The following is a 25,138-nucleotide window of genomic DNA, read 5'->3' as shown; positions in this document are numbered from 1 at the left end:
GCCGGTCCCGGTCCAGCAGCCGGGCAGGCCGCGCCAGGAGCGAAACGCCGTCAAAGCAGTTGGATGAGCCTGGTCAGAAGCGAAACGCAGATTAGGGAAAGGAGAGCCGCTGCGGTGTACACCGCAGCTTTCGGCAGGGGGGCATCCGGCCGAACTATGCGCAAGGCATCACACGTGACCACTGCCACGACAGTGGCAAAACCAGCCAAAAAAACGATCATGACGCACCTGCCGCGGAGACCTGGGACCTCTTGGCTCCCAGGACCAGCAGGAGGAGGGTGATCAGCGACAGCACCAGCACCGCCACGGGCGGCGACCACATCCCGGCGAAGACCATGGCCGTCGACACGAGTGTGGAGAGGGCCAGGCTTGTGGCCACGGCGATGGAGATGGCAAGCGGAAGGGTGCTGTGCGCGGCGGAGCGGTGTGCTCCGGCTCCGTCGGCGTCGTCGGTGCCTGCGGAGCCCAGCCGGAGGAAGAGCACCAGGGCTGTTCCCGGGCCGGCGAGCATCAGGAGGCCGATGACCGCCATCCGCAATTCCGCCGGACCGAAAAACGACAGCGGCACCGCGGCGACGGCGAGGGCCGCCGCGACCCATGCGATGTATCTGCGATCAATTGCCATTGCCTGCTCCTTGGATGTGGAAGACCACGCCATCGGCGTTCTCAAACAGCTTCGACCAGCCCGGCAAACTGCCGCAGTTGGCGATGAAGCGGTCAAGTTCCCCCGGGGGCGTGGTTTCGAGAAGGTCCGCGGCCCGCTTCTGGCTTGTGGTGACGATCAGGTACGCGCCTGCCTGCTGGGCGATCCTGTTGGCTGCGTCGCAGGTCGGCGGTTCCGCGCCGGGCTTCGGCTGGGCCATCGTCAGGGCCCGGTAGTCGTAGTCGGCATACTTCTGGAACTGCCACGGCGTGTTGTGGACCGCCTCGATGAGGATGGACCCGTCCGGGGCCGTCGCGTAGAGCTGTTTGACCAGCGCGATTTCGTTGGGTGTGAACTTCTCCATGCTGTCGTTGCCGTACCGGGTGACCACGGTGATGGACGCCAGGACAGACCCCACGGCCAGCAGGGCCAGTGCTCGCCGCCAGCCGGGGCCGCCGCGGCGGTCCGGCATGAACGTCAGCACTGCCAGGCAGGCAGCGAACGGCAGGCTGAACAGGTAGAGGCGCATCATCAGCTCGCCCCCGTAGGGCTGGCCGGGGATCAGAAGCAGCGGAGCCAGCGCGCCGAGCGCCGCGGTGAGCCAGGCGGCACGACGCCGGTGCGCCAAGTATGCCCCGAGTGCGGCGAGGAGCCACACCAGCGCGACTTCGGCCAGCCGCATGTAGACCACCAGCACGTGCGGATCGCTGCCGGCCACCCGCTCGGACAGCGCGCCGAGGGTATGCGCCTCAACGTCGCCGAAGGAGCCGAACAGCTGGGTCAGGTGGCCATCAAAGAAGTCCTTTGCCACGAATACCAGCCATCCCACCGGCAGCACCGCGGCGAGGACCGGCAGCGAGGGCATCCGGAGCCGGCCGCTCAGGAGGAACAGGGCCAGGATCGGGATGACGGCGAATGGCGTGAGCTGGTGGGATGCCGTCATGGCCACGAGGAGGACCACGCTGGCCACGAGCAGGACGGCCGCGTCCACCGGCGGCGGGCTGGACATGCCCTGGTGGGGCACGGTGGGATCAAGGCGGGTCGCATTCCGTGCCAGGAACTGGGTGAACCGGTTGCTGCCCGTCGGCCAGGCCCAGCCGCTGAAGGCGCTCAGCACACAGGCCAGCAGGGTGACCAGGAGCAGGAAGGCGTATGCCTGGGGCGCCAGGTAGTCCTGCCCCACCCAGCTGGTCAGGTAGAAAAGCCAGACGCCCGCCCAAGCCTGCCGCGGCTGCGAGGTCAGCCGGCGGGCCAGGGCCAGGAGCGGTGCCAGCAGCAGCAGGTTCATTCCCAGGGGCGCCCAGGTGGCCAGGGACATCAGGTCACTGACGCCGGTGGCGCCGGACAGCATGACCAGCATGTCGAAGAACCCGGGCCAGTTAAAGTAGGCGTCCAGGTTGGTGTCCAGATGGCCGGACTGCGCAATGTAGTCGGCGATGCCAAGGTGCCGGTAGCTGGCCTGCAGACGGGGCAGGCCGTGAATGATCGGATCGGCGGCATGCAGGATCACCACGAGCACCAGCACCTGCGTGGCCAGCAGCACGGGGGTGTGCCGGCGCAGGTTGAGTGTGGCCACGAACCCGGTCAGGCTCAGGAAGACGGCGATGAAGAAGGCCGGCGGCACCGCCTCCACGAGCCCGGTCCCGCCGATCCGGGCGGGGTCAACGGCGAGCAGGCTCCAGATCCCGAGGATAAGCGCCGCGGCAGCCAAGGCAGCCAGCGTGACCAGCTTCCAGGGCGGCGTGGGGCCGTGATGTACGACGGCGGGCGGTTCCGTCCCGCCGTGCCGGGCGCCACTGTGCTTGGTTTCGGCGTGCCCGCCATGCTTGGCTTCACCGTGTTTGGCTTCGTGGTGGCCGTTGCCGTGCTGCGTTTCGCCGTGTTTGGGTTCAGCGTGCCGGTGCGGGGCATGCGAAGGCGGGGCCGGGGGCGGTGGCGCCGCCGGTGCCGCAGACGTCGGTTCTGGTGTCATGGCTTCTCACTTCCGGTCGGCTGGCGGACGGCTGCTGGTGCAACCTTGACCGCTTCAGCAGCGGGCATGGGGCGGGTCATCACCCTGAGGCGCCAGGCGGCCATCAGGGCTGCTGCGGCCTGGGCGGCGGACCATAGGGCCGAGACGCCGGTGAGGCCGAACTGTTGGGCGGTGAAGGCGGCCGGGGCCACGATGAGGACGGCGGCGGACACCGCCACCGCCGTGGCTTCGGCAAGCCGGCCCTCGGCCCGGCACACGCCAAAGTAGACCTGGGTGACGCAGCCCAGCAGCAGGGCGGGCACCAGCACCGGGAGCAGGATGGCGGCGGCCTCGTACTCCGGCCCAAGGAAACGGAGAAGGTAGGGGCCAGCGACCAGCAGCAGTGCACCGGCTGCCAGCGTGAGGCCGAGGCTGGCCTTGAGCGCCGAGGAGACAAGTCCCGGCCGGGACCTGCCGCCGGCCAGTGCGGTCTGCAACGAGAGTCCTGCCGACTGCGGCACAAAGAACACCGCGGACGCCATCATCCACAGCATGTACCAGGACGCAGTTGCGGCCGGGCCGAGGACGGCGGCGACGATCAGCGGAAGGAGGTAGCCGGGGGCACGGTCGGCGAGCATCAGCGCATGGTTCGGCAGGCCCGGCTTCAGCAGCCGCAGGGCCGGTGCGAGGCGCAGCCCATGCTTCCAGTCCGGTGACACCCCGGCACGGCCGAGCTGGCGCAGCCCGAGGGCCACGCTGGCCAGGGCACCGGCCGCCACCGCTCCCACCACCACGGCGACTTCCCGGACTCCGACGGCCAGGGCAAAGGCCAGTACTGCAAGCTGCACCACACTCTGGGCAAGGCTCCTGACTAGGGCGCGGTCGGAGCGTTCCTGTGCCACACCCACATGGTCAAGCTGGTACGCGGCGGCGGCAAACAAGGCCGTCGCGGCGAACATTCCGGTGATGACCGGATCGTTCCAGGCCAGGCCCACGCCGGAGCCCAGCGCGTAGGTCACCGCCGCCACTGCACCGGACAGCACCGCCGTGGAGACCCCGACGGTAAGGAGGCTGCTGGCAACCAGCCGGCGGCCGCCGTCGGACTGTTCCGGGAGCAGGGTGAGGGTTGCCGGCCCCACTCCCAGCATCCCCAGCTGCACGGTCAGGAGCGCCGCGGCCACCACAGCGGATCCCATGCCGAGCTGCGCGGGCGGCAGCATGACCGCCGCCAATGCCCAGAACAGGAACCCGGTTACCATCGGTGCCACCCGCGCTGCCGTCAGCCAGGCTGCGTTCCCGCTCACGGAGAGGCCCGTGCCGGGCGGGCGCAGGAGTTCGCCGAACATAGATCTGTAGTTGTACAGCAGGAAACAGACCCAGTAGGCGAGGAAACGGGGCGCGTGCAGCAGCGACAGGCCGACGCCCCGAATCGTGGCCAGCAGGGGCAGCACCAGCAGCCAGCCGGCGCGGCCCGGATGCTTGCGGATGGTGCGGGCCAGCCCGGCTCCGTCCTGGAGCCACTGGTCACGCGCGGCGTCGAAGGAGTCCGTAAACCGGTGCCGCACCGCTGTGGTGCTGGAGACGCCGAGCCGGTAGCCGGCGTCTTCAAGCCGGATCCGGAGCTCGACGTCCTCGCCGGAACGGAAGGTGTCGTCGAACGGCACGGACAGCAGGACTTTCCTGTGCATGAGGGTGGCACACACGCCGAACCACGAGCGTACCCGGCTGTTAACGTGGTGCCAGGCTAAAGCCGCACCCCAGTACCCCGGCCCGTCCGCCTCGCTCACCAGGCCGAACTGCAGGCCGTCGTAGCCGCAGGCCCTGAACTCGTCCAGAAGTCCGCCCAGGGCACCCGGGGGAAGGACGACGTCGGCATCGATGAGCGCAACCAGGTCGGAGCGTGCGTTCTCGACACCGAGCATCCGTGCTGCCGGAAGCCCGAGGCCCTCGTCCGAAATGACCCGGGCGCCCATGGAGTGTGCGATCTCCACCGTGTTGTCCGTGGAGCAGCCGTCCACCACGATGATCTCCCGCGGTTTCTCGGCGCGGATGGATGCCAGGCATTCGCCCAGCCAGCGTGCAGCATTGCGCGCCGGCACCACAACGGAAACTTCGAGGTCGCTCACGTGGGCACCCATATCACTCCTCCAGCTTGGAGCTGATCAGGCCGGCAACGTAGTCGGATGTCCGGTCGGCGGACCAGGCGGCGGGGATCCTGAGCAGGGAGCAGGGGACGTCATCCAGGGCCCGGCGCACCACGGCTGCCTTCTGGCTGAAGAATTCCTCCAGCGGAACCAGGCCGGTTGCGCCGAGGGCCTCGATCAGCCGCCGTGAGACGACGGGGAGCTCCGAGTGGAAGTTTCCGACGATGCGGGAAGTCATCCATTCGCGGCTGCGTGTCTCCAGCCGGGCTTCGGAACCGTCATAGCGCTCAAGGAAAATGGCCAGCCTCGTCAGCGCCGCCGACGAGATGCCGTCCTGCCCGAAGACCAGCTCCGGATGGACCATCCGGTGCTCCGGCGACCAGCGGCGTGTGAAGGCAGCGGTCTTCGGATAACGGACGATCACCGGGTGGACGGCCGTCGCAAGGTGGGCCACCGTATTGGTGAGCCAGCCCGGGGCGAGGGGTTTCCGGGCGCCGCTGAACACCTCGGGGTAGATCTTGCGGTGGTGCGGCTTGAGGAACATCGGCTTCGCATAGCCCATGAGCATGCCGTCGGCGTCCAGGAACGCCCAGTCATCGGCCATGAACCGCACGCCGGGCATGGCCACAAGCTTGGCAACCGTGCTGGTCTTGCCCACTCCGCCCCAGGCGGGAAGGAGGACTCCCGAGCCGCGGAAATCCACCACGGCGGCGTGGATCATGGCGGCGTTCTGCCTGATGCAGAGCCGGTCCAGCAGGGGGATGACGGCCGTCAGCAGCTCGCCGCGCCCCTGGACCGAGTAGCCGTCCCCGGTTTCCTGCACCTGGACGCGGTCCGCCGGGATGTAGAGCGACTCCGGCGTGAACCGGAAGGCATCCTCGGCATGCGACTGGCCGGCCACCTCCGCCGTTTCCGCGCTGACGCGCAGCCGGAGGGGTGCACGGGACGGTCCCAGGAACGGAGCGAGCATGTCCCGCAGCTGCGCTTCGCCGGGGGTTCCGGCGGCCACGTCGATGCCCACGAGGCCATGGACATCGAAGCTGGCGCCGGCGGACGGGACCGAGTCCCTCAGCAGGTCTTTCTCGGACTGGCTCATGCCCGGTGTCCTCCGGCGGTCTCGTCGGTCCCGGCCATTGAGGCAGGTGGGTACTGCTGGTACATCCGGATCATTTGACTTCCCTCCAGCTGGCGTGTGGCTCGTGCGGCGCGAGGCCCGCGTCCGCCGGAACAAGGGGCAGGCGGCGTCCCTGGATGTACCCGCAGGTAGTGACGGCCAGCACGGCGACCGTGGCCATGGCGCGGCGGAGACCGGCGGGGTCCGTTCCCCGGATCCTGCCCGCTATGCCCGAGGCCACGGCACGCGGCAGCACACTGCGGACGTACCGGCGCTCGGGACCCAGGGCGCGCTTGTGGCCGACGATCCTGCTGACCAGGGCTTTGGAAATCCCCTCAGACCAGGCGCGCCGCAGCATGTAGTTCAGCGTGCCCCGCTGTGCGGGGACGAAGTGGTGCACCAGGGCAGCCGGCTCGTACACCACGCGGCCGCCCGGAGAACCGATGGCCGCCCGGATGCAGATCTCCGTTTCCTCGCAGCCCAGGGGCAGTGAGTTCTGGCGGCCGAGGGCGGTGTTGAAGCCTCCCACAACCTGGAGCACCTGGGAACGGAAGGACATGTTGGCGCCGATGACGTTGCGCACCTCGGCCGCCACCTTGGGCATGCCGCGGTGGGTGCAGCCAACGATCCAGTCCAGCTCCTGGCCGAAATAGTCCGGCCGGGTGGTTTCCCAGTCGGGCACCACACGTCCGCCGACGGCCAGCACGTCCGGGTCGTCGTAAAGGGACCTCAGCCGCTCCAGCCAGTCCGGGGCTGCCACCGCGTCGTCGTCGAGAAAGGCAACGACGCCCGCCGTCGCAGCCGCGGTCCCTGTGTTCCGTGCTCCGGAGAGGCCTTTGGCGCCGGTGTTCTCCAGGATCACCACATCGTCGACCGTGAAGATGAGCCGCTTATAGAGGTCCACGTTGTAATCCACCACCACGATGGTCTGCTGCGGCTGTACCGTTTGGGCCCGGACGGATTCGATGGCGGCCATCAGCCTGTCCCAGCGGTCTTCCGTGTAGGAGCAGATCACCACCGAAACGGCCGGAAGCCCTTCAGCGTGGTTCACGTTAATCACCCGCTATCAGGCCAAGGACGGTCGCCGGATCCGTCGGAATGTGGGGGAGGGTCATGCTGGGATATCTGTATTTCACGCGTCTTAGCGATTCTGGCCTGGCGCCGGCCGTGGGTGCTTCCCAGCCCACGCATTCGCGCGCCAGGGTCCGCAGGACCCGCCAGCCGTCACGGAAGGTGTGAAGATTCGAGTTGCCGGAGATCCGGGTCAGTTCGTTGCTGGGCACCTCGGCGATCCGCAGGCCCGCCCTGGAGGCGCGGACGATCAGTTCGGTTTCAATTTCGAACCCTTCGGATTCCAGCTCGAGGATCTGCAGGCACTCGCGCCGCATGGCGATGTAGCCGTAGCAGAGGTCTGAATAGTTGCTGTGCAGGACGAGGTTGGCCAGGCGGGTCAGGGCACGGTTGCCGGTGCTGCGGAGCAGCGTGATGTCCTCGGAACCCCCGCCCGTGACGTACCGGGAGCCCTTGACGAAGTCGAATTCATGCTGGAGCGGCGAGATGAACCAGCCGATTTCCTGGGGATCCATGCTCCCGTCGGCGTCCAGCATGACGATGATGTCCCCGGATGCCGCGGACAGTCCGGCCCGCACTGCGAAGCCTTTTCCGGCCTGGGGTTCGGAGACCACCACGACGTCCAGGCGCAGCGCGCGGGCGACGTCGACGGTGCTGTCCAGGGAACGGCCGTCGACAATCACAACCTCGTCCACATACGAGGGCATTCGTCGAAGGACCCAAGGTAGGTTCAGGGCTTCATTGAGGGTGGGAATCACCACGCTGATGGAGGCCAGGGGTACCGGTACCGCATTTGGAGCACGAACAGATGAAACTTGTATAGGGATGGTCACTAGCCTCACCACTCATCGGAGTCGTATGCCTATGCCCTCCCGAGCAGCCCTCCCGGCTGGATACGGGAAAATAGAAGCGCCTGCTGCTGCGGTATTGGCAACTTTGCTTGCACTCCCCCTCGGAACATGGTCGGACCGGCAACTTGTAAAAAGCTTGGAGTTCATTGAACCGACCCCAGTTTTAGGGGTCGCAGAATCCTTGGTGGCTCCAAGTAACTGCTGTCACACTTGCCCCATGGTCAACTCAGCGCACGGGAAGCACCGCCGGCGCATCAAGCTGCCCGGTCCCCTCGGGAGGGTGGCTGTGCTTGCCGCGGTCGTAGCGCTGACGGTGTACGGAACCGTGGCCACGGAAGCGCAGCGGCCTCCGGAGGACCGCACGCCTGCGGCCGGACCATCCGGGACTAAAACGCCGGCCGCGCCAGCGGCCGCGTCCGCTACGCCGGTGCCGTCGCCGGCGCCTTCCCAGGCGGCGGGCACGGCCAAGCCCTCGCCACAGTCATCCCGGGCGGCGCCGTCCTCGGCGCCGCCACCGTCCGCAGCCGCGCCGCCGTCGACATCCGTGGCCGTGGCCCCGCCCGCGCCTAAGCCCCTGAGGGAGAAGGCGCCCGCAGCCGACCCGACGCTGCATCAGCTGCCCACGGGTGACCTGCCCGGCTGGAAGCAGGTGTTCCGGGAGGACTTCGACCAGGGGAACGTGCCCGTGGGCGGATTTCCGGGACCCGCCTACGCTGCGAAGTGGAGCGCCGGGTATAAGGACGGCACCCCGGACACCGCCGGGCAGCAGGGGAAGAAGTCCGGCTACTACCCGTCCAAAGTGCTCAGCGTGCAGAACGGCATGCTGGACTGGTACCTGCACTCCGAGGATGGCGTTTCGATGGGGGCAGCGCCCACCCCGAAAATTCCGAACAGCAGCACCAACCCGCACCGGGACAACAGCTTCCTGTACGGGCGGTTCTCGGTCCGGTTCAGGGCTGATTCGCTGCCCGGTTTCAAAACGGCCTGGCTCCTGTGGCCGGACAGCGGGATCTGGCCCCGCGACGGCGAGCTCGACTACCCGGAGGGGGACCTCGCCACGAAGTTCTACGGTGCCGTGCACAAGATGGGGAACGACACCCACGCCGTCGACATTTTCTACTCGAACACCACTTTCACCGGGTGGCACGTCGCCACGATGGAATGGAGCCCGGGCAAGGTCGAATTCTTCCTGGACGGCCGCTCGCTCGGAGCGGGAACCTCCCGGACTCCGAACGTCCCCATGCACTACATCCTGCAGACCGAGTCCTGCCTTACGGGCTGCCCCAAGCCGGCGACGGCAGGGCATGTCTACCTGGACTGGATTGCCATCTGGAAGCGGGCCTAGCAGCGCAGGGTCCCGGCCCCGCTGCGATGGTCCGGCTACTTCCGTCCGATCTCGAAGCTGTCCGTGAACGTGTAGCCGGCCGCCGGAACGAACCGTGCAGACAACCGGTCCGCGGTGGCCGTCACATCCAGCGTGCCGAGTGCGGCGTCGCGGTTTTTCCCGGACCAGGCGGCAAAGTACGGGGCCTCGGGATCCTGGTCGTTGACCTCATACAGTCCCACGCCGCCGGTCCCCACCGTGGCGAAGACGGTTCCGGAACCCTTGACCATGGCGCTGTCCGAGTCGGTGAGGCAGCCTCCGGAGAACGTGTCCGGCACCAGCGCCGGGCAACCCTGGCCGCGGCCCAGCTGATGGGTCCGCTGATAGTTGTGGTCGTGACCCGTCAGCACCAGGTCCGCTTTCTTGTCGATGAGCAGGTTGGTGAAGTCGCGGCCGGCCTGGCATTCATACTTGCCCACGCTGAGGCACGGGGTGTGCATCCCGACGACGGTCCACGGGATCTTCCTGGACCTCGCCCCGTCAAGGGCGGCCGCCGTCCACCGCCAGCGCTCGCTGCCCCTGGAGTAGTCCAGCGTGTTTCCGTCGTGGAACCTGATGCCGGGGGACACCATGATGAAGCGGACGAGCGGTGCCCGCTCCGGGTAGTCCGCGTACCACTGGATTCCGTACTCGCCCTGGAGCCCTGGCAGCCTGTTGGGCAGGCAGCCGACGATGTTGGCGATGTCGCCGTCGTGGCCGTCGCTCTCGTGGTTCCCCGTGACAACCTGATAGGGAAAGTCCCCGCCCAGCTTGCCGGTTACCATGTCGCAGAACTCGTGCTCGCGCCCTGCCTCATAGGAGAAGTCACCGAGGGCCAGGCTGAGCTCAGGGCGGAGGCTGCTGATCGTGTCCAGGACCTCCCTTGCTCCGGTGCCTAGGCCGATGTCGCCCTGGGCCGTGAAGTGGACGGCGGCTGGCGCTGTTGGAGCGGCTGGCGCTGTTGTCGGGGCGGCCGGGGCGGACCCTGCGGGGCCGGAGGGCACGGCTGCGGAGGTCGACGGCGAAGCAGGGGACTCCGACGACGGCGGGGGCACGGGCGGGCCGGGCTGGCATGCGGTGAGCAGCACCGCCAGCACCAGGGAGGTGGCCGGAGCAAGGCGGGACCCTCCGCCGTGTTTCGACAGTGCAGTCATGATCCCTCACATCACGGAACTGAGCCTGGTGCCGCTGCAGGCTGGGGAACAGTAAATACTGCTAGGCCCTCAGGGTAGTGCCGGCAAGGCCGCCCGGACCAGACGCCGCAAGACACCGGTGAATGGCAACGCGGTGACCATATCCGTAATGAATATGACAAAAATTGTCACTGACGCGTACGCTCGCAGTCGGACCTCTCGCACCTGACGCTTAGGAGCCTTCCGTTGAAGACCGCGAAAATCCTTGTCACAGCCGCGGCCAGTGCAGCGCTGCTGGCCCCCATGCTGAGCGGACCGGCGGCCCAGGCCGCCGCGGCCCGGGAAGTGCACCACCAGGAAAAGCCAGCCCCCGTGGGTGACGGCACCTTCAGCCGGGACATCGCCGGCGGCGCCACTTCTACGGTTTCAGCCGCACCCTTTGTGGCGCAAGTTTCCTTCGATTCCGCCGGCACCAACGTTGGGTGCACGGGCAGCCAGATCGCGGCGAGCTGGGTCATCACGGCCAAGCACTGCAACGCCACGAGCCTGAGGTCGGTCCGGCTGGGCACCAGCTACCTCGGAACCGGGGGTGCCGTCCGTTCGGTTGCCGGCCGCTACCCCGCGCCGGCCGGGGATGTCCTGCTGCTGAAGCTGTCCACGCCGTATTACGGTGCCTACGTTGGCCTGTCCAATGCCTTTCCCGCCACCGGAACGGCGGCGAGCGTATATGGCTGGGGCGACCAGTCCGAGGGGTCCGGTTCCATGTCCTACTACCTCAAGTCGGCGGCCGTCTCGGTGATCTGGCAGGGGCTGGACAACTACGGCGGCCCGTCCGTCCGGACCCGGTCGCAGAGCGGCCACACCCTCAGCGGCGACTCGGGTGGGCCGCTGATCGTGAACGGAAAACTGGCCGGCGTCCTGTCCTCGTCCGACATCCTGCCGGCCCGGAACCCCGCCAATTTCACGGCCTATTACAACGACCACGCCTCCGTGGCGCGGAACCTCGCCTGGATCACCAGCGTCTCGGGGGTTCAGGGCTCCTAGAGGCGGGGGGTGCGGCCGGCCCTGCAGCCGGCCGGCCGGTCACATTCCCCGAAGGCCTGTCACTGGGCAGGCCTTCTACATTCCCGGCAGGTCTAGGGTCTCGTACACCTGGATGCTCGCGCCGGGCATCATGAGGTGGGGGTGCCCCTCGAGCAGGGCCAGGGCGCCGTCCATGTCCTCGGCCTGCAGGATGCCGTATCCGCCCACGCTGGTAGTCGTGTCCGAGGTGCCCGACTGGCTGATCCTCCTTGCCGGCGCCCAGGGGCTGGCCCATGTCCACAATGCCGCTGCCTGCCCGGGATGCCCACTCCATCCACGCCTTCATGCCTTCCTGCGCGGCCTCGGGGGTACTTTCCGCCATCTGGGATTGTGCCGACTGCGGTGCGTTGTAAAGCACGACGAACTTCTTCATTGCCGGTCCTGTCTCTGGGGTAGTGGTCACTGGACACGTCGATCCTAGGGGGATTCGGCCAGCGGCGATACAGTTCAAGGGCCACCGTTCACGGAAAATTCGCCCGTCCGCAAGAGGGGTATTTCGCTGTGGGAAAACTTGGCCGTGAGGACCTGAAAAAGCAGAGTTGAGCGTAGTAGACTCAACTTAGTTAATCTTCTTCGAAAGGAGCTCTCTTTGGACGTCAAATTCACCACCAAGAGCCAGGAGGCTCTTTCGGCGGCTGCCATGAACGCCTCCACGGCAGGGAACCCGCAGGTGGAACCCGCCCACCTGCTCAAGGCGCTGATGGATCAGCGGGAGGGTGTCGCCGTCGCGCTCCTTCGCGCCACCGGAGCCGATCCGGACGCTGTCAGCGTGCAGGCCAGTACCGCCATCAAGGCCCTTCCCGCCACGTCCGGAAGCTCGGTCCAGCAGGCCCAGCTGTCCCGGCCGTCGCTGCAGGCGATCCAGAATGCCCAGAGCGAAGCTGACAAGCTGGGCGACTCCTTTGTCTCCACCGAGCACCTGCTGCTGGGGCTCTCGGCCGGAAGCGACGGCGTGGGCAGGCTGCTGCGCGACGCCGGGGCGTCCCACGAGGCTCTGGCTGCGGCACTCCCGGGTGTCCGGGGCGACCGCAAGGTCAACTCGCCCGATCCCGAGAACACCTTCCAGGCCCTGGAGAAGTTCGGCACCGACCTGACCGCCGTGGCGCGTTCTGGGAAGCTTGATCCGGTCATCGGCCGGGACAGCGAAATCCGCCGCGTGGTGCAGGTGCTCAGCCGCCGGACCAAGAACAATCCTGTGCTGATCGGCGAGCCGGGCGTCGGCAAGACCGCCGTCGTGGAGGGCCTGGCCCAGCGGATGGTGGCCGGCGACGTGCCGGAGAGCCTGCGCGGCAAGACCCTGATCGCCCTGGACCTGGCCTCCATGGTGGCCGGTGCCAAATACCGCGGCGAGTTTGAGGAGCGGCTCAAGGCCGTGCTTGAGGAGATCAAGAACTCCGACGGCAGGATTGTCACGTTCATCGATGAGCTGCATACCGTGGTGGGCGCCGGGGCCAGCGGCGAGAGCGCCATGGACGCCGGCAACATGCTCAAGCCGATGCTGGCCCGCGGCGAGCTGCGGCTGATCGGCGCCACCACCCTGGACGAATACCGCGAGAACATCGAGAAGGACCCCGCCCTGGAGCGCCGGTTCCAGCAGGTGTACGTGGGGGAGCCCAGCGTGGACGACACCATCGGCATCCTGCGCGGCCTCAAGGAGCGGTACGAGGCCCACCACAAGGTGGCCATCGCCGACTCCGCACTGGTGGCCGCCGCGACACTGTCCAACCGCTACATTTCCGGCCGGCAGCTGCCGGACAAGGCGATCGACCTCGTGGACGAGGCCGCCTCCCGCCTCCGCATGGAGATCGACTCCGCCCCGGAGGAGATCGACCAGCTGCGCCGTGCCGTGGACCGGCTCACCATGGAGGAGCTCGCCCTGCAGGGCGAGACGGACGCCGCGTCAGTGGAGCGCCTGGCTGCGCTGCGCGCGGACATGGCGGACAAAAAGGAGCAGCTGGCCGGGCTGAACGCCCGCTGGGAGGCGGAGAAGGCCGGCCTGAACCGCGTGGGCGACCTGAAGGCCAAGCTGGACGAGCTGCGGTCCACCGCGGACAAGGCGCAGCGCGAGGGCGACCTGGAAACCGCGTCCCGCGTCCTGTACGGCGAAATCCCGGCGCTGGAGCGCGAACTGAACGACGCCGCCGAGGCGGAGGCCGCCGTCGCGGACAAGGCCGCCCTGATGGTGGCGGAGGACGTGACCGCCAACGACATTGCCGAGGTCATCGAGGCGTGGACCGGCATTCCGGCCGGCCGCATGCTGCAGGGCGAAAGCCAGAAGCTGCTGCACATGGAGGAGGAGCTCGGCAGGCGGCTGATCGGCCAGTCCAAGGCCGTCACCGCAGTGTCCGACGCGGTCCGCCGCGCCCGTGCCGGCATCAGCGACCCCAACCGTCCCACCGGCTCGTTCCTGTTCCTCGGCCCCACCGGCGTCGGCAAAACCGAGCTCGCCAAGGCGCTCGCGGACTTCCTGTTCGACGACGAACGCGCCATGGTGCGGATCGACATGTCCGAGTACAGCGAGAAGCATTCCGTGGCGCGCCTCGTCGGTGCGCCTCCGGGATACGTCGGCTATGAGGAGGGCGGCCAGCTGACCGAGGCCGTCCGCCGCCGGCCATACTCCGTGGTGCTGCTGGATGAGGTGGAGAAGGCCCACCCCGAGGTGTTCGACATCCTGCTGCAGGTGCTCGACGACGGCCGCCTCACCGACGGCCAGGGCCGCACCGTGGACTTCCGCAACGTGATCCTGGTGCTGACCTCCAACCTGGGCAGCCAGTTCCTCGTGGACCCCACCCTGGATGCACAGGCCAAGCGCAACGCGGTGATGGCCACGGTGAACGCCAGCTTCAAGCCGGAGTTCCTGAACCGGCTGGACGAAGTGGTGCTGTTCGATCCGCTGTCAGTCGAGGAGCTCGCCCGCATTGTCGAGCTGCAGGTGGGGGAGCTGGCCAAGCGCCTGCATGACCGGCGGCTCTCGCTCGAGGTCACCGAAGGTGCCCGCGCGTGGCTGGCAATGTCCGGCTTTGACCCGGCGTACGGCGCCCGGCCGCTGCGCCGCCTCGTGCAGCGCGAGATCGGCGACCGGCTGGCCAAGGCCATCCTCGCCGGCGAAATCTCCGACGGCGACACCGTCCTGGTGGACACGGCAGCAGATCTCGGGGAACTTACCGTGGAAGGCCTGGAAGCTATGTCGGGGCCCGACGGCGGTGCTCCCGCCGGCAGCGGACTCACCGTCCGCCGCCGGGATTAGCAGGAGCTTACTGGCAGGCGGGGGACGGGAACGTCATCGGGGCAGCAGGCTTGCCTTGATGATGTTCCCGGACGCCGTGACGTAGCAGTCCACGCGGCGGTCGCCCCTGGACCAGCTGGCCGTGCTCGGATAGGCGAGGCGGTAGTTCAGGTTGTAGGCATTGGACTTTTCCGTCAGGGACGCCGTCTGGCATGTTTCCCGGGCCCTGGTCTTCATGGCGTCACGGCCCGGGTACGCGTCACCGTCGGCGTAGTGGGTGACCGCCACCAGCTGGGCGGAATGGTCCGTGGTGCACGCAACGACCGTTGACTTGGACGCCTCGGGGTCGAAGTCCTTGAAGCAGTCGCCCACCCGGAAGTCCAGCGGACTGACGCTCGCGACGGGCAGGGTGGGCCTCGGTGATGCAGCCGGCGCGGCCGGCACCCCGGGGGTGGGCTCCGCCGCCGCGGCAGGCCGGTTGGCGGACTGCATCGTGGCGGCGGCCAGGAGCGAGGTCAGAAGCCACACGAGCAGGCCGCCCGCCACCAGCAGGGCCGCGAGAAAGCCCACCTTGAGCAGCGCCTGCCGGGCCTCGGGCTCCCTGAGCCGGGAGCGGAGTGAACCGGCGAGGCCTTTGATCCTTGCTGCTGCGGTCCTTGCCGGTGTGGGCTCTGGTGATGCGGGCCCTGCTGGGTTGGGTTCTGGTGATGCGGGCCCTGCTGGGTTGGGTTCTGGTGTGGCCGGCTCCGGGTGGACGGCGACCACGCGGACCGGCCCGTGTTCCCCGTGACTGGGATCGTTGTCATTCATATGGGGGCGGCACCCCTTCCTGGCGTTCGCTCGGCGGCGAGCATCCGGCATTCTGCGTTTCCGCGGTGTGGCCCGGGCGGCCAACAGCCGGATCTCCATGCCCGCTTATTTCAGTCGTTCAGGAGACTCTATCGAACAAAAAATTTCTGCGAGCCCCGAATTGCCGCGGAGAAGCGGGCCGCGGGGGCCTCAGAAGGCCGCCGTGGCAAGCAGATGCCGCCGAAAGCATGTAATCTAGGGGTACGACAAATTGACCATTCATTCCGGGGCCTCACCATCGCCAAAGGTGACCACCTCCGGTCCAAGTACAAAAGGGGGTCACGCCATGGGGCGCGGCCGTCAAAAGGCAAAAGCTACCAAGCAGGCTCGGGACATCAAGTACTACTCCCCGAACACCGATTATTCGGCCCTACAGCGCGAGCTCACGGGTCCGGGAAGTCGTGCCACGAGCCATTTCGCGAATGAACCGGTGGAACCGGACTATTCAGCCTACGTGGATAAGTACGCGGACGATGTGGATGAAGACGACGACGAGGTAGACACCCGTCGCATCGGTTAGTCGTTCCCGCTGACCTGCCGAAAGGCAACAGGCTGAACGCCGCCGTCGTACACCTCCCGGGCAATTCCCGCATTTGGGTTGCCCGCCCCCTGCCTGGTCCAGTCACCAGGTGAGAGCCGGACATCTGCCCTAGCCAGGGGCCCGGCGCAGAGGGGCCGGTCCGGTGTCGCCATAGTTATCAAGGCCCGTTGGGCACGCCAGTCTTTGGCGTGCCCAGCGGGCCTTTTTGTTTTCCTGATCCGGCACGGGAAGCGCTTGACCGAATACGTTAGTGATGACTAACGTATTAGTCGTGCTAGATCCCCTCGAAGTTGCAGCCGAGCCAAACCGGCGGCGGCTGCTGCAGCTGCTGGCCGGCGGTGAGAAGACCGTGACGGAGTTGGCCAGTGAATTTACCGTGAGCAGATCCGCCATCTCGCAGCACCTTCTCCTGCTCGAGCAGGCCGGGCTTGTCTCGGCGCGCAAGGAGGGCCGGAACCGCTATTACCGGCCTGATCCGAGGGGCATGAGCGAACTCCGCCGTCTGTTTGACCAGTTTTGGACCAATGAACTGGACCTGCTGGTCTCAGACGCCAATGAACTCAACCGATCCGAACTTCCCACATCAAAGGAAAAATCATGACTTTCGACAAGACCGTCGTTGTTCCGCTGGATCTCGACCAGACGTTCGCACTCATCACGCAGCCGGAGCGGCTCCGACGGTGGCAGACCGTCGCGGCGCGCGTTGACCTCCGGGCCGGCGGCGAATACCGGTGGACGGTCACCCCCGGCCATCACGCCACCGGCTCCTTCACGGAGATCGAACCCGGCAGGCGCCTCGCCTTCACCTGGGGCTGGGAGCAAAACAAGGACATGGCGGCGTCCGATTCGGTGGTAACCCTCACGCTGGAGCCGGTCGACGGCGGGACGTCAGTCCGCCTGACCCATGCCGGCCTGGCCGAACAGCAGGAAGCAGGCCACGCCGAGGGATGGAACCACTACCTCGACCGGCTGGTGGCAGCCGCCACGGCAGGCGACGCCGGCGCGGACCCGTGGGCGGCGGCCCCGGATCCGATCAACGAGCTCACCGCCGCGGACACCACCCTGGCAGTGCTGCAGCGGGTGCTGCGTTCCGTCACCCCGGCCGGCCTCGAAACCCAGACCCCCTGCGCCGACTACAACGCCGGCCAGCTCCTGGACCACGTGGCCGGCTCCATCAGCGGCATTGGCCAGGCGCTGGGTGTGCAGGTCTCCGACGACGCGACGAAGGCGCCCGAGGCGCGCATTGCCGACCTCGCCCAGCCGGTGCTGGAGGCTTTCTACCGCCGCGGCTTGGAAGGGACAGTGGACATGGGCTTTGCGGAACTGCCGGCCACCATGGTGGCTTCCATCCTGAACCTTGAGTTCCTGGTCCACGCCTGGGACTTCAGCAAGGCCCTCGGCACAGACCTCACTGTTGCCGATGCCCTGACCGACTACGTGGAGGTGCTTGCCCAGCAGACCATCAGCGAACAGGTGCGCGCGGGCGGCAGCTTCGCACCGGCCCGGCAGGTGGCTGAAACGGCGGGCAGCCTGGAACGGCTCGTGGCGTTCACGGGACGGGCTGTACACGCCGGCGCCTAGAGGAATTAGGCTGGAGGGAATTCAGCCGACGAAAGGGTGCGGACGCATGGTCCAGCGCAGCGGGTACAGCCTTGGAGAGCTCTGCTGGGCGGATGTCCAGACACCGGACGTGGCGGCGGCCAAGGCGTTCTACGCCGCCGTCTTCGGGTGGCGCTACGAGGACTTTCCCACCCCGGACGGACGCAGCTACGCGAAGGCGTTCCTGGATGACGACCTCGTAGCCACCGTGGCACCGCAGCCGCAGCAGGGCGCGCCGCGGCCCGCGCACTGGAACGTCTACTTCGCCGCGGTGGACGCCCGGGAGGCCGCGGCGGAAGCGCAGCACGCCGGCGGCACCGTCCAGTTCGGGCCGGAGGACATCGGGGACACCGGAACCATGTGTTCGTGGACCCGCCGGGCGGCGGTACCACAGGCATCTGGCAGGCCGGAACGCACCCGGGCAGCGGGCGGCACAACGAGCCCGGAGCGTTCGCCTGGGCGGAGCTCCTCACGCCCGAGCCGCAGGCCGCCGTCGGATTTTTCCAGCAGCTGTTCGGACACGAGGTGACCGAATACCCGCAGGACGACGGCGGCACCTACACCACGCTGATGGTGGACGGCACGGAGGTGGCCGGCATCGCCCCTGCCTCCGAAGAGGACGAAGATGAAGACGGCGGCGAGACCGGCAGCCGCGGCTGGCAGGTGTACTTCGGCGTCTCCAGCGTCAAGGAAGCCGTGCTGTCCGCCGTGGCGGCGGGGGCCGAGGTGCTGGTGGAGCCGGAATTCGCCGAGGACGGCGGCAGCATCGCCACCCTCAAGGATCCGCAGGGCGGGGTTTTCAGCGTCCTGGAGCTCTAGTCCCCACCGCTACCCTCGTCTCGCAAGCTCGGCCAGGGAACCCGGGCGGCGTGGGCCCATCAAGCTCCTTAAAGGAAGAAGGCTCCCCACCGGATGGTGGGGAGCCTTCTGCGTATTGGCTAGGCGTACGCGTTGACCAGCTGGACTGCGCCGCCGTCCACGCCCTTGGCGCCCTGCACGTAGTCCGGGCCGGTTTTCACCACGGCGTCGGAATCGTCGCTGACGGATCCCATGATCCAGGACGGCAGGCCGCGCTCGTTCAGGCGGGCCACGGCGGCGTCTGCGGCTTCGGCGGAGACCACGGCCACCATGCCGACGCCGAGGTTCAGCGTACGCTCCAGGTCGGGCAGCGGCACGCGGCCCAGCTCGGAGACGAGCTTGAAGATGGCGGGCAGCTCCCAGGTGGAGCGGTCAACGGTGGCCACGAGGCCCTGCGGCAGCACGCGCGCCAGGTTGGCGGCCAGGCCGCCGCCGGTGACGTGGCTGAAGCCGTGCACGGCCCTCCCGCCGGTGACGGGGAAGGCGCGGGCCAGGTCCAGGCAGTCGGCGGCGTAGACGCGGGTGGGTTCCAGGAGTTCCTCGCCCAGCGTGCGGCCCAGTTCGGAGACCTGCCGGTCCAGGGCCCAGCCGGCGTGGTTGATGACGCGGCGGACCAGGGAGTAGCCGTTGGAGTGCAGGCCGGAAGAGGCCATGCCGATCACCACGTCGCCGGCACGGACGCGGTCCGGTCCGAGCAGCGCGTCGGCTTCCACAACGCCGGTGGCGGCACCGGCGACGTCGTACTCGTGCTCGCCCAGCAGGCCGGGGTGCTCGGCGGTTTCGCCGCCCACCAGTGCGGTGCCCGCCACGGAGCAGGCCGCTGCGATGCCGCGTACTATGTCCGCGATACGCTCCGGTACAACCTTGCCGCAGGCGATGTAGTCGGTCATGTACAGCGGCTCGGCGCCCACCACCACGATGTCGTCAACCACCATGCCCACGAGGTCGTAGCCGATGGTGTCGTGGATGTCCATGGCCTGGGCGATGGCCACCTTGGTGCCCACACCGTCCGTGGACGTGGCCAGCAGGGGCTTTTTGTAGGTCAGGAGCTTCGAGACGTCGTACAGGCCTGCGAAACCGCCGACGCCGCCAATCACCGACGCGTTGTGGGTCGCCCTGACGGCGTCCTTCATGAGCTCGACGGCGCGGTCGCCGGCCTCGACGTCCACACCTGCGGCCGCGTAGGTGATGCCGGTGTTGTTCTGGGCAGCATTCATGTCAGCAGTGGAGGAAGCGGAAGTCATCAGGACTCTTTCTTGTCAGCGCCGACGGTCGCAGCGTCGTGGTGGAGATCGGGCACGCGGTCGGCGTCTGTGAGCAGGTTCTCGAACTCGGAGTCCGGCCCCGGGTCACAGCCCGTGGCGCCCGGCTTTTCCGCGGGGTCCTCGGTCACCGGGATGCTGTCCGGGTTGCCGGGGGTGGCGGCAGCCGGTGCGATGGCGGCTTCGGCGGCAGCGTCCGCTGCCGAATTGGCAGGAGCGGCGCCGGCCCTTGCTGTTTCAGTGGCAGGCAGGCCGCCCAGGTCCGTGCGCTCCAGCAGGTTCTTGCCGAGCTTGTCGGCGCCGGGCAGCTCGATGGGGTACTTGCCCGTGAAGCAGGCGGTGCAGAGCCGTTCGCGCGGCTGCTGGGTGGCGCCGATCATGCCGTCTTCGGAGATGTAGGCCAGGGAATCGGCGCCGATGGCCTGGGAGATCTCCTCGATGGTGGCGCCGTTGGCGATGAGCTCTGCCCGGGAGGCGAAGTCGATGCCGTAGAAGCAGGGCCACTGGACCGGCGGGGAGGAAATCTTGACGTGGACGGCAGCGGCACCGGCCTCGCGGAGCATCCGGACGATGGCGCGCTGGGTGTTGCCGCGGACGATCGAGTCGTCGACCACCACCACGCGCTTGCCGCGGATCACGGACTCCAGAGCGTTGAGCTTGAGCCGGATACCCAGCTGGCGCAGCGTCTGCGAGGGCTGGATGAACGTGCGGCCCACGTAGGAGTTCTTGACGAAGCCGTGCGCGAACGGGATGCCGGATTCCTCGGCGTAGCCCACGGCCGCGGGGGTGCCGGATTCGGGCACCGGGATGACGATGTCCGCTTCCTGCGTGTTTTCGCGTGCCAGCTGTCGGCCCATTTCCACGCGGGATTCGTAGACGGACCGGCCGGCGATCGCGGCATCGGGACGCGCGAGGTAGACGTATTCGAAGACGCAACCGGCCGGCGTCGGGTCCGCGAAGCGCTGGGACCGCACGCCCTGCTCATCGATGGCGATGAACTCGCCGGGCTCGATCTCCCGGATGAAGCTGGCGCCCACGGTGGCGAGGGCGGACTGTTCGGACGCGACCACCCAGCCGCGCTCCAGCCGGCCCAGGCACAGGGGGCGGATGCCGAACGTGTCGCGGGCTGCGTAGAGCGTGCCCTCGTCCATGAAGACGAAGCAGAAGCCGCCGCGGATCTTGGGAAGCAGTTCGACGGCGGTTTCCTCGAGGGTCTTGCCCTCTTCGCCTTCCAGCAGCGCCGTCACCAGGGCGGTGTCGGAGGTGTTGCCCTGCTTCATTTCACCGCTGAGCTGGCCGCCGTTGCGCTCCTGGATCATGGCGTTGAGTTCGGCGGTGTTGGTGAGGTTGCCGTTGTGGGCCAATGCCACCGTGCCGGTGGCGGTAGCGCCGAGCGTCGGCTGGGCGTTGGCCCAGTGGCTGGCGCCGGTGGTGGAGTATCGGCAGTGGCCGACGGCCAGGTGCCCGGTCAGGGTGTTAAGCGTGGTCTCGTCGAAGACCTGGGATACGAGGCCCATGTCCTTGTAGACGTTGATCCGCTTGCCGTCGCTGGTGGCTATACCAGCAGACTCCTGACCGCGGTGCTGTAGCGCGTACAGCCCGTAGTAGGTAAGTTTTGCTACTTCTTCACCTGGTGCCCAGACGCCGAAGACGCCGCAAGCGTCCATCGGGCCCTTTTCGCCAGGGAGAAGATCATGAGAAAGTTTTCCATCGCCGCGTGCCACTGGTCGATTATCTCACGTCATGGGGTAAGGAATTTCCGGCCGCCGGATTATGACCGGGGACCGGCACCGCCGTCGCCGTCGTCTCCGGTCTCCTCCGCGGCGTCGGGAACGGCTTCGACGACGCCGCGGCGGGCGCGGCGGACGCTGGTCCGGTCCAGGACCAGGGCGGCAATTGCGCCGAGGATCACACCGGCCGCGGCGCACGGCACCATGAAGAAGCCGTAAACCGAGCCGCGGTCGTAGCTCGCATCGCCGGGCAGGGCGAACGCAATGACCGCCGCCGCGGCGAACCCCACCAGCCCGCCCAGGATCAGGAAGGGAACATACTTGGGGGCGCGCCGGACGGTGATCTCGCGCCGTTCAGGAACTTCGTGCTGTTCGGGGGTGGGCTGGTCGGAAGACATGCCATCTAGCCTACTGTCATCCCGGCCGCCGGCCCGCCCCGGCGGCTTCAGGCCAACACCGTTCAGGCCTGCACCAGCCGCTGCCGCTGCTCGCCCAGGAGGTCCCCGCCGGACATCCGCATGACGTCCCCGGATTTCAGGTACGGGAAGCGGCCGGACAGTGCCACCCCCTCCGGAGTTCCGGTGGTGATGAGGTCGCCGGGTTCAAGCACCATGTACTGCGAGAGCCGGCGGACCAGTTCGGCAGGGCCAAAGACCATATCCGCCGTCGAGCTGTCCTGCCGGGCCTCGTCATTGACCCAGGACGCCAGCCGGACGTCATCCGGATCCACGGCCGCGGCGGGCACCAGCCAGGGGCCCACCGGGTTGAACGTCGGGCAGGACTTGCCCAGCGACCATTGCGGTCCGGAGTGCTCCAGCTGGTACTCACGCTCGGAGACGTCGTTGGACAGGACGTAGCCGGCGATGCAGCCGGCCGCCTCGGCATCGGATGCCAGGTAGCTGGCCCGCCGGCCGATGACCACGCCCAGCTCCACCTCCCAGTCCACACGCTGTGCCCCGGGCGGGATGACCACGTCGTCGTCCGGGCCCACCACGGTGTTGGGGTGCTTGAAGAAGATGATGGGCCGCTCGGGAACGGGAAGGCCGGATTCGGCGGCGTGCGCAGCGTAGTTCAGCCCCACCCCGATCACGGCGCCGGGCCTGGCGATGGGCGCACCGATCCGCTTGCCGTCAACCGTCACCCGGGGGAGGCCCGTCAGGTCCAGGTCCGCCAGCTGGCCGGCCCAGGCCTGCAGGAAGTCCCCGTCAATGTCCCGGGTGACCGGCCGCAGGTCATATGCCTGGCCGTCGTCGTCGATGACGACCGGAACCTCGTTGCCCGCCGGGCCAATGCGCATCAGCCGCATTCTGTCTCCTTTCAGCTGCCGCGGTAGGTGGAGTAGGCGAACGGGCTCAGCAGCAGCGGCACATGGTAGTGCTCGGTGCCGGTGACCTCGAAGACCAGGTCCACCTCCGGGAAGAATGTTGTGCCGCCCTGTTGGGCGTAGTAGTCGCCGATGGCGAAGTTGAGCCGGTAGTTCCCGGGGGCCAGGACCTCCGGTCCCAGGTCTTTGGCGCGGCCGTCCGCATCGGTGGTGCCGCTGCCCACCTCTCTCCAGTTGCCGCCGTCGTTCGCGTAAAGCACGACGGCGATACCCGCCGCCGGGCGTCCGGCACCGGTGTCCAGGACATGGGTTGTTACGTGGGAAACGCTCATTCGCTGATCACTCCTTCCAGGCGCAGCAGGGCGATTTCCCGCAGCTGCTGCGCGACGATGGCGTCTTCCTGCGCCGGTGTGTTGGCCAGGCGCCCGTTCAGCGCTGCCAGGATTTCGGGGGCGGTGCGGCCGGCGGCGCGGATCAGGAAGACCCGGCCGAACTTTTCCTCGTACGCGCGGTTGCCGCGGGCCAGGGCGTCGGCAACCTCGGCGTCCGCAGGGTCCACGCCCGCCTGCTCGGAGCGGGACATGGCGGCCTCTGTGGTCTTCGCGGCCGGGCGTTCACCGATCCGCGGATGGTGCGCCATGGCGCCTTCCACCTCTTCCGGGGTGAACGGCGCGGCGGCGGCCCGGGCTCCGTCAAGGAGTTCCTGGCGCGACGCGAACGGGCGTGCCCCGGCGACCTGGTCCACCCAGCGCGGGACGTCGATGCAGGGGCGCAGGACTGCGTTTGCAGCGTCCCTGTCCGCGGCATTGAATTCGGCAAGCTTCACGTTGTGATCCTCAAGCAGATGCTGGCATCCATGGTGACGGCTATGCGGAGGTCCGGGTCCTCTCCCGGTGATCGCCTTCCCTTCACAGGGCATTTGCGAGTTCCGCATCATGGAACTGTTATTTCAGCATACGTAATAGTGAAGCGGAGCATGTCGGCCGGTGTCAAGAGACTACAGCAGGGGTTGAGCGTGGCCGGATAGTATCGGCGTCGGGGGGACTTGACGCTGGGTCGGGGTCCCGCGCGGCGATAGGGGACGGATGAAAGGCAGCAGCGCTCGAACGCTCCCGGAGCAGGACATCGACCGGCAGGCCGCCCTTCAGGCCTACGGGCTGCTTCCCGGCCAGGAGGGCCCGGCGTCCCCGCCCCTCGGCAGCGCACACCGCGCTGACACTGGCCCCGCCGCTGCCCGCACCGCACTGGACAACCTCGTGGACCTGGCGGCCAAGCTCTGCAACGTGCCCTTCAGCGTGGTGAACGTGATTACCGCCGATCAGCAGCTGCAGATCGCGGCGTCGGGCGTCGAACCGGGCATCTGCTCCCGTGAGGATTCGATGTGCGCCCGGGTCTTCCTGGCCCGCGAAACCACCGTGGTCCGCGACGCCTCCGATGATCCGCGCTTTGCCAATAATCCGTTTGTGACCGGTGAGATCGCCAGGGTCCGTTTTTACGCCTCGGTGCCGCTGGAGACGGCCTCGGGCTTCGTGCTGGGCTCGCTGTGTGTTTTCTCCGATGCGCCGGCAGACCCCGGGCCGGAGCAGATTGCCATGCTGGAGCTCCTCGCGCAGCAGACGGTGGAGCTCCTGGAACTGCAGCACCGGACGCTGCAGCTGAACGAGGCACTCGAAGAGGTGCGCAGGAGCAACGCCAAACTCGGCGACTTTGCCGGCCGCGTCAGCCACGACCTGCGCATTCCGCTGACCACGATCCTTGGCTACGTGGAACTGAGCGAGGACGATCCGGACATGCCGCCGCAGCATCCGGCTGCCGAGTACCTGCAGCTCATCGGCAGCAGCGGCCGGCGCATGCTCGCCATGCTCGAGGACGTTCTGGACTACTCCAAGGTGGGCGGTGCGCTGCATCCGCAACCCGTCTCGCTGCGAACCGCCGTCGCGGACGTTGCGCGGGACCTCGGTATTCCGTTCGGGAGCGGTGCCACGCTGGACTCTGAGGACGTGCAGCTGCATGCGGATCCGTTGCAGCTGCGTGCCCTGCTGCAGAACCTGTTCTCCAACGCCGTGAACTACCGCAGTCCGGAGCGTCCCCTTGAAATCCGGGTCATCTCGGTCTCCAACTACCACGGCACAGCTGTCCTTGTTGCGGACAATGGCAAGGGAATCGGGCCAGCGGACCGGCAGCGCGTGCTGGAGCCGCTGGTGCGGCTGCACAGGGAAGGGGACGGCCCGGGGTCCGGGCTGGGCCTGGCCACCTGCCGGCGCATTGTCCAGGCGCACGGCGGTGACCTGACGCTGACGGAGACCCCCGGCGGCGGAACCACGGTGGTCGTGACCTTCCCCGCTGCCCCGTGAGCAGGCCCGTGAACAGCGTCGTGAACGGCGCAGCTCCGGTAC

At 67.8% G+C, this 25,138-nt stretch carries 24 protein-coding genes; 9 read left to right on the top strand and 15 right to left on the bottom strand.

Going from position 1 to position 25,138, the window contains the following annotated elements; all coding sequences use genetic code 11:
- Positions 1 to 217: 217 nt before the first annotated feature.
- From ACFRAH_RS19380 to ACFRAH_RS19355, 6 genes are all read right to left on the bottom strand, one after another.
- On the bottom strand, positions 218 to 625 hold the full coding sequence (locus tag ACFRAH_RS19380; protein ID WP_377992532.1) for a hypothetical protein: 408 nt from the start codon (positions 623 to 625) through the stop codon (positions 218 to 220).
- Complete coding sequence (locus tag ACFRAH_RS19375) at positions 615 to 2,615, bottom strand: hypothetical protein (RefSeq protein WP_377992531.1); 2,001 nt, start codon at positions 2,613 to 2,615, stop codon at positions 615 to 617. Before ACFRAH_RS19375 ends, ACFRAH_RS19380 begins: the two co-directional genes overlap by 11 nt.
- On the bottom strand, positions 2,612 to 4,732 hold the full coding sequence (locus tag ACFRAH_RS19370; RefSeq protein ID WP_377992530.1) for a glycosyltransferase: 2,121 nt from the start codon (positions 4,730 to 4,732) through the stop codon (positions 2,612 to 2,614). Before ACFRAH_RS19370 ends, ACFRAH_RS19375 begins: the two co-directional genes overlap by 4 nt.
- Before the next feature lies 1 nt (position 4,733).
- Entirely contained in the window at positions 4,734 to 5,834 is a 1,101-nt protein-coding gene (locus tag ACFRAH_RS19365) for a hypothetical protein (protein WP_377992529.1), read from the bottom strand.
- A 70-nt stretch (positions 5,835 to 5,904) separates the two neighbouring features.
- Positions 5,905 to 6,903 carry a glycosyltransferase gene (locus ACFRAH_RS19360; RefSeq protein ID WP_377992528.1) on the bottom strand — a complete coding sequence of 333 codons (999 nt, stop codon included), beginning with the start codon at positions 6,901 to 6,903 and terminating at the stop codon, positions 5,905 to 5,907.
- A gap of 1 nt (position 6,904) precedes the next feature.
- Positions 6,905 to 7,681: a glycosyltransferase family 2 protein gene (locus ACFRAH_RS19355; RefSeq protein WP_377992570.1), complete on the bottom strand. Its 777-nt coding sequence runs from the start codon at positions 7,679 to 7,681 to the stop codon at positions 6,905 to 6,907.
- Between the two features lie 310 nt (positions 7,682 to 7,991).
- Here ACFRAH_RS19355 and ACFRAH_RS19350 point away from each other — a divergent pair, with 310 nt between their 5' ends.
- Positions 7,992 to 9,119: a glycoside hydrolase family 16 protein gene (locus tag ACFRAH_RS19350; RefSeq protein WP_377992527.1), complete on the top strand. Its 1,128-nt coding sequence runs from the start codon at positions 7,992 to 7,994 to the stop codon at positions 9,117 to 9,119.
- A 35-nt stretch (positions 9,120 to 9,154) separates the two neighbouring features.
- On the opposite strand, the gene ACFRAH_RS19345 is transcribed toward ACFRAH_RS19350, so the two are convergent.
- Positions 9,155 to 10,291: a metallophosphoesterase gene (locus ACFRAH_RS19345; protein ID WP_377992526.1), complete on the bottom strand. Its 1,137-nt coding sequence runs from the start codon at positions 10,289 to 10,291 to the stop codon at positions 9,155 to 9,157.
- Between the two features lie 225 nt (positions 10,292 to 10,516).
- Here ACFRAH_RS19345 and ACFRAH_RS19340 point away from each other — a divergent pair, with 225 nt between their 5' ends.
- Complete coding sequence (locus ACFRAH_RS19340; protein WP_377992525.1) at positions 10,517 to 11,314, top strand: S1 family peptidase; 798 nt, start codon at positions 10,517 to 10,519, stop codon at positions 11,312 to 11,314.
- A 75-nt stretch (positions 11,315 to 11,389) separates the two neighbouring features.
- On the opposite strand, the gene ACFRAH_RS19335 is transcribed toward ACFRAH_RS19340, so the two are convergent.
- Entirely contained in the window at positions 11,390 to 11,596 is a 207-nt protein-coding gene (locus ACFRAH_RS19335) for a hypothetical protein (RefSeq protein WP_377992524.1), read from the bottom strand.
- A 346-nt stretch (positions 11,597 to 11,942) separates the two neighbouring features.
- On the opposite strand from ACFRAH_RS19335, the gene clpB reads away from it, so the two are divergent.
- Positions 11,943 to 14,600 carry an ATP-dependent chaperone ClpB gene (clpB, locus tag ACFRAH_RS19330; RefSeq protein ID WP_377992523.1) on the top strand — a complete coding sequence of 886 codons (2,658 nt, stop codon included), beginning with the start codon at positions 11,943 to 11,945 and terminating at the stop codon, positions 14,598 to 14,600.
- Positions 14,601 to 14,633: 33 nt separating this feature from the next.
- Here the strand turns inward: clpB and ACFRAH_RS19325 are convergent, their stop codons facing one another.
- A complete protein-coding gene (locus ACFRAH_RS19325) occupies positions 14,634 to 15,389 on the bottom strand; it encodes a septum formation family protein (protein WP_377992522.1) in 756 nt (251 codons plus the stop codon).
- Between the two features lie 325 nt (positions 15,390 to 15,714).
- Here ACFRAH_RS19325 and ACFRAH_RS19320 point away from each other — a divergent pair, with 325 nt between their 5' ends.
- The 5 genes from ACFRAH_RS19320 (at position 15,715) to ACFRAH_RS19300 (ending at position 18,387) form a co-directional block, all read left to right on the top strand.
- Complete coding sequence (locus ACFRAH_RS19320) at positions 15,715 to 15,948, top strand: DUF3073 domain-containing protein (protein ID WP_377992569.1); 234 nt, start codon at positions 15,715 to 15,717, stop codon at positions 15,946 to 15,948.
- A gap of 274 nt (positions 15,949 to 16,222) precedes the next feature.
- Positions 16,223 to 16,570 carry an ArsR/SmtB family transcription factor gene (locus ACFRAH_RS19315; protein ID WP_377992568.1) on the top strand — a complete coding sequence of 116 codons (348 nt, stop codon included), beginning with the start codon at positions 16,223 to 16,225 and terminating at the stop codon, positions 16,568 to 16,570.
- A complete protein-coding gene (locus ACFRAH_RS19310) occupies positions 16,567 to 17,550 on the top strand; it encodes a TIGR03086 family metal-binding protein (RefSeq protein ID WP_377992521.1) in 984 nt (327 codons plus the stop codon). Before ACFRAH_RS19315 ends, ACFRAH_RS19310 begins: the two co-directional genes overlap by 4 nt.
- Before the next feature lie 46 nt (positions 17,551 to 17,596).
- Entirely contained in the window at positions 17,597 to 18,097 is a 501-nt protein-coding gene (locus ACFRAH_RS19305) for a VOC family protein (protein WP_377992520.1), read from the top strand.
- Positions 18,079 to 18,387, top strand: coding sequence for a VOC family protein (locus ACFRAH_RS19300; RefSeq protein ID WP_377992567.1), 309 nt, complete (start codon positions 18,079 to 18,081; stop codon positions 18,385 to 18,387). Before ACFRAH_RS19305 ends, ACFRAH_RS19300 begins: the two co-directional genes overlap by 19 nt.
- A 119-nt stretch (positions 18,388 to 18,506) precedes the next feature.
- On the opposite strand, the gene purM is transcribed toward ACFRAH_RS19300, so the two are convergent.
- From purM to uraD, 6 genes are all read right to left on the bottom strand, one after another.
- Positions 18,507 to 19,670 carry a phosphoribosylformylglycinamidine cyclo-ligase gene (purM, locus tag ACFRAH_RS19295; protein ID WP_377992519.1) on the bottom strand — a complete coding sequence of 388 codons (1,164 nt, stop codon included), beginning with the start codon at positions 19,668 to 19,670 and terminating at the stop codon, positions 18,507 to 18,509.
- Complete coding sequence (gene purF / locus ACFRAH_RS19290) at positions 19,670 to 21,412, bottom strand: amidophosphoribosyltransferase (protein WP_377992518.1); 1,743 nt, start codon at positions 21,410 to 21,412, stop codon at positions 19,670 to 19,672. Before purF ends, purM begins: the two co-directional genes overlap by 1 nt.
- A gap of 47 nt (positions 21,413 to 21,459) precedes the next feature.
- On the bottom strand, positions 21,460 to 21,816 hold the full coding sequence (locus ACFRAH_RS19285; RefSeq protein WP_377992517.1) for a hypothetical protein: 357 nt from the start codon (positions 21,814 to 21,816) through the stop codon (positions 21,460 to 21,462).
- 62 nt (positions 21,817 to 21,878) lie between these two features.
- Positions 21,879 to 22,724, bottom strand: a complete 846-nt coding sequence (locus ACFRAH_RS19280; RefSeq protein ID WP_377992516.1) for a fumarylacetoacetate hydrolase family protein — start codon at positions 22,722 to 22,724, stop codon at positions 21,879 to 21,881.
- A gap of 11 nt (positions 22,725 to 22,735) precedes the next feature.
- The gene (gene uraH, locus ACFRAH_RS19275) at positions 22,736 to 23,074 is read right to left on the bottom strand and encodes a hydroxyisourate hydrolase (RefSeq protein ID WP_377992515.1); all 339 of its coding nucleotides are present in this window, start codon (positions 23,072 to 23,074) and stop codon (positions 22,736 to 22,738) included.
- On the bottom strand, positions 23,071 to 23,568 hold the full coding sequence (gene uraD, locus ACFRAH_RS19270) for a 2-oxo-4-hydroxy-4-carboxy-5-ureidoimidazoline decarboxylase (RefSeq protein ID WP_377992514.1): 498 nt from the start codon (positions 23,566 to 23,568) through the stop codon (positions 23,071 to 23,073). Before uraD ends, uraH begins: the two co-directional genes overlap by 4 nt.
- A gap of 259 nt (positions 23,569 to 23,827) precedes the next feature.
- Between uraD and ACFRAH_RS19265 the strand changes: the two genes are divergently transcribed.
- On the top strand, positions 23,828 to 25,096 hold the full coding sequence (locus ACFRAH_RS19265) for an ATP-binding protein (RefSeq protein WP_377992513.1): 1,269 nt from the start codon (positions 23,828 to 23,830) through the stop codon (positions 25,094 to 25,096).
- The last annotated feature ends 42 nt before the right edge of the window (positions 25,097 to 25,138 follow it).

It is taken from the genome of Arthrobacter sp. NPDC056727, assembly GCF_042790555.1.
Lineage (GTDB): Bacteria > Actinomycetota > Actinomycetes > Actinomycetales > Micrococcaceae > Arthrobacter.
The sequence above is the reverse complement of the archived record's forward strand: the minus strand, read 5'-3'. Positions and strand labels throughout refer to the sequence as shown.

Excerpts from the sequence above, each read along its gene's own strand:
- ACFRAH_RS19380 (WP_377992532.1), bottom strand. The coding sequence starts at position 625 with ATGGCAATTGATCGCAGATACATCGCATGGGTCGCGGCGGCCCTCGCC.
- ACFRAH_RS19375 (WP_377992531.1), bottom strand. The coding sequence starts at position 2,615 with ATGACACCAGAACCGACGTCTGCGGCACCGGCGGCGCCACCGCCCCCG.
- ACFRAH_RS19370 (WP_377992530.1), bottom strand. The coding sequence starts at position 4,732 with ATGGGTGCCCACGTGAGCGACCTCGAAGTTTCCGTTGTGGTGCCGGCG.
- ACFRAH_RS19365 (WP_377992529.1), bottom strand. The coding sequence starts at position 5,834 with ATGAGCCAGTCCGAGAAAGACCTGCTGAGGGACTCGGTCCCGTCCGCC.
- ACFRAH_RS19350 (WP_377992527.1), top strand. The coding sequence starts at position 7,992 with ATGGTCAACTCAGCGCACGGGAAGCACCGCCGGCGCATCAAGCTGCCC.
- ACFRAH_RS19345 (WP_377992526.1), bottom strand. The coding sequence starts at position 10,291 with ATGACTGCACTGTCGAAACACGGCGGAGGGTCCCGCCTTGCTCCGGCC.
- ACFRAH_RS19325 (WP_377992522.1), bottom strand. The coding sequence starts at position 15,389 with ATGAATGACAACGATCCCAGTCACGGGGAACACGGGCCGGTCCGCGTG.
- ACFRAH_RS19320 (WP_377992569.1), top strand. The coding sequence starts at position 15,715 with ATGGGGCGCGGCCGTCAAAAGGCAAAAGCTACCAAGCAGGCTCGGGAC.
- ACFRAH_RS19315 (WP_377992568.1), top strand. The coding sequence starts at position 16,223 with ATGACTAACGTATTAGTCGTGCTAGATCCCCTCGAAGTTGCAGCCGAG.
- ACFRAH_RS19310 (WP_377992521.1), top strand. The coding sequence starts at position 16,567 with ATGACTTTCGACAAGACCGTCGTTGTTCCGCTGGATCTCGACCAGACG.
- ACFRAH_RS19305 (WP_377992520.1), top strand. The coding sequence starts at position 17,597 with ATGGTCCAGCGCAGCGGGTACAGCCTTGGAGAGCTCTGCTGGGCGGAT.
- purM (WP_377992519.1), bottom strand. The coding sequence starts at position 19,670 with ATGACTTCCGCTTCCTCCACTGCTGACATGAATGCTGCCCAGAACAAC.
- ACFRAH_RS19285 (WP_377992517.1), bottom strand. The coding sequence starts at position 21,816 with ATGTCTTCCGACCAGCCCACCCCCGAACAGCACGAAGTTCCTGAACGG.
- ACFRAH_RS19280 (WP_377992516.1), bottom strand. The coding sequence starts at position 22,724 with ATGCGGCTGATGCGCATTGGCCCGGCGGGCAACGAGGTTCCGGTCGTC.
- uraH (WP_377992515.1), bottom strand. The coding sequence starts at position 23,074 with ATGAGCGTTTCCCACGTAACAACCCATGTCCTGGACACCGGTGCCGGA.
- ACFRAH_RS19265 (WP_377992513.1), top strand. The coding sequence starts at position 23,828 with ATGAAAGGCAGCAGCGCTCGAACGCTCCCGGAGCAGGACATCGACCGG.